This is a genomic window from Mesorhizobium sp. WSM4935, assembly GCF_029625735.1.
In the GTDB taxonomy this organism is placed as follows: domain Bacteria; phylum Pseudomonadota; class Alphaproteobacteria; order Rhizobiales; family Rhizobiaceae; genus Mesorhizobium.
Map to the genome: position 1 here is coordinate 21,461 of NZ_JARTVR010000029.1, position 7,180 is coordinate 28,640.

At 59.1% G+C, this 7,180-nt stretch carries 6 protein-coding genes; 4 read left to right on the plus strand and 2 right to left on the minus strand.

Annotated features, from left to right (window positions below; genetic code table 11):
- The first annotated feature begins 53 nt into the window (after window positions 1–53).
- From P9273_RS31530 to P9273_RS31540, 3 genes are all read left to right on the plus strand, one after another.
- Window positions 54–1,655 (plus strand): SDR family oxidoreductase, encoded by a 1,602-nt coding sequence (locus P9273_RS31530; protein WP_063169384.1) that lies wholly within the window; start codon window positions 54–56, stop codon window positions 1,653–1,655.
- Window positions 1,656–1,793: 138 nt separating this feature from the next.
- Window positions 1,794–2,846: an LLM class flavin-dependent oxidoreductase gene (locus tag P9273_RS31535; RefSeq protein WP_063169383.1), complete on the plus strand. Its 1,053-nt coding sequence runs from the start codon at window positions 1,794–1,796 to the stop codon at window positions 2,844–2,846.
- Window positions 2,833–3,459 (plus strand): nitrogen fixation protein NifQ, encoded by a 627-nt coding sequence (locus tag P9273_RS31540; protein ID WP_063169382.1) that lies wholly within the window; start codon window positions 2,833–2,835, stop codon window positions 3,457–3,459. Before P9273_RS31535 ends, P9273_RS31540 begins: the two co-directional genes overlap by 14 nt.
- Here the strand turns inward: P9273_RS31540 and rpoN are convergent.
- Together rpoN and P9273_RS31550 are read right to left on the minus strand one after the other, a co-directional pair.
- On the minus strand, window positions 3,456–4,889 hold the full coding sequence (rpoN, locus tag P9273_RS31545) for an RNA polymerase factor sigma-54 (RefSeq protein ID WP_063169381.1): 1,434 nt from the start codon (window positions 4,887–4,889) through the stop codon (window positions 3,456–3,458). The genes P9273_RS31540 and rpoN overlap by 4 nt on opposite strands.
- 68 nt (window positions 4,890–4,957) lie before the next feature.
- Entirely contained in the window at window positions 4,958–5,491 is a 534-nt protein-coding gene (locus P9273_RS31550) for a peroxiredoxin (RefSeq protein ID WP_063169380.1), read from the minus strand.
- Between the two features lie 1,173 nt (window positions 5,492–6,664).
- On the opposite strand from P9273_RS31550, the gene P9273_RS31555 reads away from it, so the two are divergent.
- Entirely contained in the window at window positions 6,665–6,937 is a 273-nt protein-coding gene (locus P9273_RS31555) for a hypothetical protein (RefSeq protein ID WP_199489650.1), read from the plus strand.
- Window positions 6,938–7,180 lie beyond the last annotated feature (243 nt).

Sequence of the window (7,180 nt, forward strand, 5' to 3'; positions counted from 1 at the left end):
CCGCCCAAGGTTGATGGGCTGAGATCACAAGCGGTCATCGTGGAGAAGCTCTCGTGAAACTGGCAGCACGCACCGTAATCATCACAGGCGCTGCGGGCGGGATCGGCCGTGCCCTGGTCGATATCCTTGCCGCGGACGGAGACACTGTAGTTGCGGTGGACCTTCCGGGCAGTGGTGTGGTTGAACTGGCTCGGGATCTCGGGTCGCCGCACGTCGGTCTGGAGTGCGATGTGTCGCGAGAGAAGGACATGCTCTCACTTTTCGGCCAGGTCGAAGCACGGTTCGCGCAAATCGATGTCCTCATCAACAATGCGGCGGTTGGACCCACGATGGATAGGATCATCGACACCGCTGTCGATACCTTCCGACGCGGCGTGACAGTGAACCTTATTGGGCCATTCGTTATGGCCCGGGAAGCGGCGCGGCGCATGAAGCCGGGCGGTGCGATCGTCAATGTGGCTTCGATGGCGGGCGTGGTCGGCAATCCCAGGCGCAACGCCTACGCAGCCTCGAAAGCTGGCGTGATCTCGTTGACAAAGTCCCTTGCATGCGAGTGGGCTATGCGAGGAATCCGCGTCACGGCGGTGGCGCCGGGCTCCGTCCGCACCCCAATGGTCACAGAACTGGCACGCGCTGGCAAAATGGACCTCGCGGCGATACGCCGCCGCGTGCCGATGGGGCGCTTGGCTCGCCCCGACGAGATCGCCAGGGTCGTGCGTTTTCTGAGCAGCACGCAGGCGCGCTACATCACCGGCTCGGTGCTGGCAGTCGACGGAGGCTGGATGTCATTCAACCAGCCGGGGGATGCTCACCCGCCGGTGGATGGTGCGCTCCAAGCCGAGCTCTCCTGTCCGGCCGAATGCACAGATGCGCGAATCGTGCTCGTCACCGGTGGCGCAAAAAGCATTGGCGCGGCCGTCGCTCGCCGCTTTGCCGCGAACGGCGACACCGTCGTGATTGCTGATAAAGATGGCACTGCAGCGGCAGAGCTGGCTACATCGCTCCCCGGCAAGCATCTGGCGAAATCGCTGGACGTGGCCGTCGAGAGCGATGTGGTGTCGATGTTCGAAGAACTGAGGGGACGCTTCGGGTATATCGATGTTCTGGTCAATAGTGCTGATACCGCCGACAGGATTGTGCCTGCGATCGAGCAACTGTCGAAACAGCTCGAACACGTCCTGGATGTCAACCTTACCGGCGCCTTCACCTGCGCGCGCGAAGCGATCAAGGCTATGCGCCCGGGCGGCGTGATCCTCAATCTCGGGTCGATCGACAGCTTTCTGCCGTTCGCGCCGCGCCATGCCTACGGCGCCTCCAAGGCGGGGATGGATATGCTGACCCGTTGCATGGCGGCCGAACTCGGGCCGGTCGGAATTCGGACAGCCACCGTCGCTCCTGGCCACATCCGCACGCCCGCACTTGCTCAGTTGGCCAAAGCCGGCCGCATCGACCTGACAGCAATCGGACGACGCATCCCCATGGGCAGGATGGGACGGCCAGAAGACGTCGCAGATGCATCGTTCTTCCTTGCTTCGTCTGACGCCTCATACATCAACGGCTCGATCCTCTACGTGGACGGCGGCTGGACCTCGTTCGGTGATGCGGGAAACGCCAGCGAGCTCTATGACGAATGTTTTGCGGAGGCCGCAGGTTAATTGCCAGGCCTTCGCAGGGCGACCGGCCGAGCATTATGAAGCCTCGGCTCCACGACGCACCTGAGGTGCTTGAGATCCAAGCATGCGCATGCCGAGCACATTCCCGGTCGGCTGACGTGTCTATAACGAGGAGAAATCATGGAATTTGCCACTTTCATTCTGGCCGCCCAGCGTGGCTATCACCAATCCTCAGAAAGCGTCATCCGCAACTCCATCGAACAGGCCGTCGCTTCGGAGCAGGCTGGGTTCAACACCGCGTGGTTTGCTGAGCACCACTTCAACAATTACAGCCTCATACCATCCCCGCTGATGATGGTGGCGCACTGCGGCGGCTTGACAAGCACGATTCGCCTGGGCACTGCCGTCTGCGTGCTGCCGCTTTACCAACCGCAGCGCCTGCTGTCCGAGATCGGCTTCGCCGACATCGTTGCGAACGGCCGTCTCGAGCTCGGCGTAGGCTTGGGATACCAGCAGTTCGAGTTCGAACGGTTCGGCGTGGACATCGATGAGGCGCCGGCCGTCTTTTCGGAATACCTGGACATCATTCTCAAGGGCCTCAACCAAAACGTCTTCGAACACGACGGCCAGTATGAGAAGATCCCCCCAACAGCGATTTCGGTCCGCACAGTCCAGCAGCCGACGCCGCCTATCTGGATCGCTGGCGGAGCCGCACGGATGGCTCGGGCCTACCGCGAGGGGCACAATTTTTTTGTCACAGCCTTCCACGACGGCTTAGAGACTTTGACCACACTGCGTGAATCAGTCGAGAGGGCGGCGGCATCCGAGGAAAAGAACGTCACCGACGTCAAGATATCGCTGCTGCGCTGCTGCTATGCCAGCCACGACGAGTTGGAGATCAACAGCTATCTCGACAATGCCCGCTTCCAGCGCCGGCTTTCTGAAGCCCTGCATCAGCGTCGCCAACAGAGCCACGATGGCTACCTGCTGCAGGAGACACCGACCCAGCAGGATCTGTCCTTCGAGACCATGCGCAAAAATTTGCCGATTGGCAGCGTAAATCGCGTGATTGATCGCCTGCTGGAAGAGATCGATATCTTGAAACCGGACCAGATCGCAGTTCAGACTCAATTGGGCGACTTCGACCAAAAGACGATGCTGCGCCAGATCGAGCTCTGGGGCGACAAGATCATCCCTGCGGTCAACAAGGCGCTTTGTCATGCCGGAAGCTGAAGCCGGCCGTTACGATGATGGCTGCCTATCCAGCGCGCAATGGCGTGGGTCCGAGCTAGGGAGGAGCTTCGATCAGCATGTGCTGCCCTGCGTACATTCACGTTCGCTTGAGGAGGTCCAGGCGGGCGAGGTGTTGGCGACGGAGGGGACAGGCCTTTCGTCTGTCGAATTGCGTGATGTCTTGGCCGCAACTTTCCCGTCTACCTCCAGCAGCGTATTCGCTTTGGAGGAGTTGAGCGAGCCCGAGCCGGAACTGGAAGAGGAACTGCTACGCCGGCTGCTGCTAGCGCATGCTGCGCCGGCCGACCCGGCGAGCGCCCGCTTGGCCAAGATCATCGCCCGGCGTGCGATGCGCATGGACCATCTTTGGCGGGATCTTGGCCTCTCAAATCGCGCTGAGCTCAGCCGCCTGCTTGCCAGACATTTTCCCGCGCTGGCGGCAGGCAACACAGAAAACATGAAATGGAAAAAGTACTTTTACCGCAAGCTGTGTGAGGCCGAAGGCTTTTCGTCATGCACAGCACCCAGTTGCGGGGAATGCCATGACTTCGAAAGCTGCTTCGGCCCGGAGGAAGTTGAGAGTCGCCTCTCGCCGACCACGAATGTCGGTTAGTCACTTCGCTTGATCGCAGCTGCGGACAAACGCTTATCGCGGCGCCGTCGTATGGAGGAAGGGATGTTCATCGCCTCGCGATATTTGGTGACGGTACGGCGAGCGACATCGATGCCGGTCTCCTTGAGTTGAGCAACGATGTCTTCGTCGGAATGTACCTTGTCGAGCGATTCTTCGGCTATGATTGCCTTGATCCGATGGCAGACAGCTTTGGCGGAGTGCGCATCGCCGCCCTCGCAGGATGCGATTGGCGCAGCGAAAAAATACTTCAGCTCGAACACCCCGCGCGGAGTCAACATGTACCTGTTCGAAGTCACCCGGCTTACCGTCGACTCGTGCATGCCGATCTCGTCAGCGACATTTTTGAGACAGAGAGGCCGCAGATGGGCGGCGCCGTGTGTAAAAAAGGCATCCTGCTGGCGCACGATTTCGGTCGCAACCTTAAGGATCGTCTTAGCGCGCTGCTTGAGACTGCTGATCAGCCAGTTCCCTTTTTCCTGGCAATTGTCGAGAAACGCTTTGCCTTCCGGATTTTGCTTGGTCAGCTGCGAGATTTCGGCGACATAGGTGTGGTTGATCAACACTTTGGGCAGCGTGGCCGGATCAAGCTCCACCCGCCATCCACCTTCGGACTTGGGCATTACCCAGACGTCCGGTACGATGGTTTCCGGCGTCCCGGACTGGAACCGGTCTCCAGGCTTGGGATCGAGCGCGCGGATTTCGTTCCTCATGTCGAGGAGATCCTCCTCGTCGACTCCGCAACGCTGCTTCAATCCCTGAAAATCCCCCCGTGCAAGCATCTCGAGATTGGCGACCAAAGCTGCCATAGCCGGGTCGAACCGGTCTTGCTGGCGCAGCTGAATCTCCAGGCATTCGCTGAGAGTTCGCGCAAAAATGCCCGGCGGATCAAATTGCTGCAAGATTCCGATGACCCGTTCCACATCAGCTTGCCGAACGTTTAACGTCCTGGCCAGATCGAAAAGGTTTACCTGAAGATAGCCAGTGTCCTCCAGATGAGCGGCGAGCTGTCCGGCAATCAGCCGCTCCTGGGGGGTGAACGGGTTGAGGGCGACCTGGCGGGCGACATGGTCGTGCAATGTTTCGGTGTGGGCGGTAAACTCCTCGACGGCAGGTCGATCGTTGCCGCTACTGCGTTGCGACTTCCATTGCCCGCGCCCGCCAGACGGCCCGCCAATGGGCGATTCGCCGATTTCGCTTCTGCTTTGACTGCTCCGCTGATCCACCCCTGGCAGCGGCGAATCGTCGTCAAACGGGTCAGGCTTCAAAACGGGGTTCTTCTCGAGTGCCTGCTGCACGAGCTGATGGAGTTCAGTATGCGTCAATCGCAGCAAGCGAATAGCTTCAATGGCTTGAGGCGATAAGACCATACGTTGCTTCTGGCGTTGAAGCAGGCTTGCTGAGAGATGCATGTTGAACCGTGATCTGCCGAGGAGGCTCTAGTGTGTGCTTGGGTTGTGTGAGACTTTCCACTTCTGGGTCATGCCGCCGCCTTCAATTTGTCGAGAACGTTTTGCGGGGATGAAACGCCATAGGGGTCCGTCTCGCAGTTGTCACAGAAGCCTTCCTCCTCGAACCACTGCTCCACCACGCCATCGTCGATCAGAGCGGCGTATCGCCAGGAGCGCATGCCAAAGCCCAGATTGTCCTTCGCGACCAGCATGCCCATTTTGCGCGTGAACTCGCCCGACCCGTCTGGGATCAGCTCGATCTTCTGCAGCCCCAAGGACTTTCCCCACGCATTCATGACGAAAGCATCGTTGACCGAGACGCAGTAGATCGCGTCAATTCGCAGTTCCAGAAATTGATCATAGAGTTTTTCGAAATCGGGCAGTTGGAAGGTCGAGCAGGTCGGGGTGAAGGCGCCAGGCAGCGAGAACAGGATGATGCGCTTGCCCCCGAAATAATCGTCGGAGGTCTTGTTCTCCCACTGATAAGGATTTGGCCCCCCGATCGACTCATCGCGAACACGCGTGCGAAAGGTCACGAGAGGAACGTTCTTTCTATAGGTCATTGATTTGCTTCCAGGCCAAAGTGGTACGGTGCATTTTTCGGTTAAACTGAAGCGGCATCGACTTCGGTCGACAGTTCCGGCAGCCTCGCGCCTTGGCGTGGTTGCCTCGGACCGGTCTTGTGCAAGACCGCCCCCGAGCAGGCACGTTTAACGGCGACGAGCTTCCGCGGAGACGGGGAATTTTGCTCGCGTGCTTTATCGAGCTTTGAGAGGTAGGCATGGTCTGCAACCGTGATTTTGACTGCGTTCTATCGACCGAGTCGCAAGCGCCATGCCAATTGACCCGATGCCTTGGGTTCACTTCGGTTTTTGCAGCAACTTTCGTGTTGTGCAGTAATGCCGGTCGATATTATTGCTCAAGCAGCACTGGAAATTGGGTGCGACTCCGTTCGGCAAACCCGGCCTTTGTCCGAAGCCGGACACGAATGTCGGAAATAGCCAAACGCCAGGATCTGGGGCGGGTTAAGAAACGTTGCCGTGGGCACCGGCTTCAGCACAATTGCGCCACGCGAGCATGGCTCCCAGCGTCAATGCCGTGCAGCAGCGAGACGAAGTCACTGCAGAATATCAACCTCTGCGAAGTCGTTGAAACCCAGCATGTGCGAGCCGTTCGAGGCGCAGATCAAGGCATGCTCGAGGAAGAGCTCGTGCTCTCGGCAGCAAGTGTTGCGACGTCTGACAAGGATCGTCGCGCTTCAAGGAAAAGAACCTGAATGGTGCACGGCTTGTGAAGGCCGGCGCATGGAAATGGCTGGGCTGATCATCCTCCATGAGGGTTGAATGAAGAGCTGGCCCCTATCTCCCTCAGCTGCAACGGGGGGAGATAGGGCATGTCCGTCTATCGCGCTGGGTAACATTCCTCGGTGATGCAATAAGGGGGAGCAATTTCTCATTTCGGCAGACACGACCCAGCTCTCCTTTCATGCGCTGATTCCCCCAGGGGAAATCGCGACTCCAGGCTTCCTATGCAGCGAATCGCGGTGCTGTCCGATGTCCGACAATGTCGGATGCGGATCGTAGCTGGGCTAGATCCGTCACTTTGCCTCGATGGTTTCCCACTGGCCTTATATCTGCTTCGCCCAAATGCGGCGACATAACCTGTGCGGCATCTGTGAATGGATCGACTTCAATCGAGACCTCGGAGGTCCCGATGCGCGAAGGGAGCTTGCCGATATGACGGCCACCATAGCGAACCACGGTCCGGACGACGAGGGGACTTGGATCGGCGGGCCTGCGGCGCTGGGACACCACCGCCTGGCAATCATCGATATCCAGGGCGGCCGCCAGCCGAGGATGCTCCAGGGGGATGGCCGACCTGACTTGGTGCTCGTCTACACGGGTGAGACTTACAACTACCGCGAGCTGCGTCAACAGCTGGCCGGCCTAGTCCATCGCATGAACACGAGCAGTGACACCGAGGTGGTGCTGCACCGCCCCCGCGAGTAGGGCTCTTCGGCGGGTACACTTTTTTCACGAAATCCGTGAATGTTTCTCGCGACATCATCCCGCAATCGGTGGTGCAGCGGGTGAAGAGCCCGTATCCGGCTATCCAGAATGCCGCCTACGACAAAATACTACGTACGCGGTTCACTGTGATGCTGGACGACCTAGTTGTGGAGCTTCAACAGGTTGTCCTCGATCAGGGCGAGGCGACTGATAGGCGTTTTTGACTTTAGGCTGCCATGTGGA

Coding starts and splice junctions, on each gene's coding strand:
- P9273_RS31555 (WP_199489650.1), top strand. CDS start 6,665: ATGACGGCCACCATAGCGAACCACGGTCCGGACGACGAGGGGACTTGG.
- rpoN (WP_063169381.1), bottom strand. CDS start 4,889: ATGCATCTCTCAGCAAGCCTGCTTCAACGCCAGAAGCAACGTATGGTC.
- P9273_RS31535 (WP_063169383.1), top strand. CDS start 1,794: ATGGAATTTGCCACTTTCATTCTGGCCGCCCAGCGTGGCTATCACCAA.
- P9273_RS31540 (WP_063169382.1), top strand. CDS start 2,833: ATGCCGGAAGCTGAAGCCGGCCGTTACGATGATGGCTGCCTATCCAGC.
- P9273_RS31550 (WP_063169380.1), bottom strand. CDS start 5,491: ATGACCTATAGAAAGAACGTTCCTCTCGTGACCTTTCGCACGCGTGTT.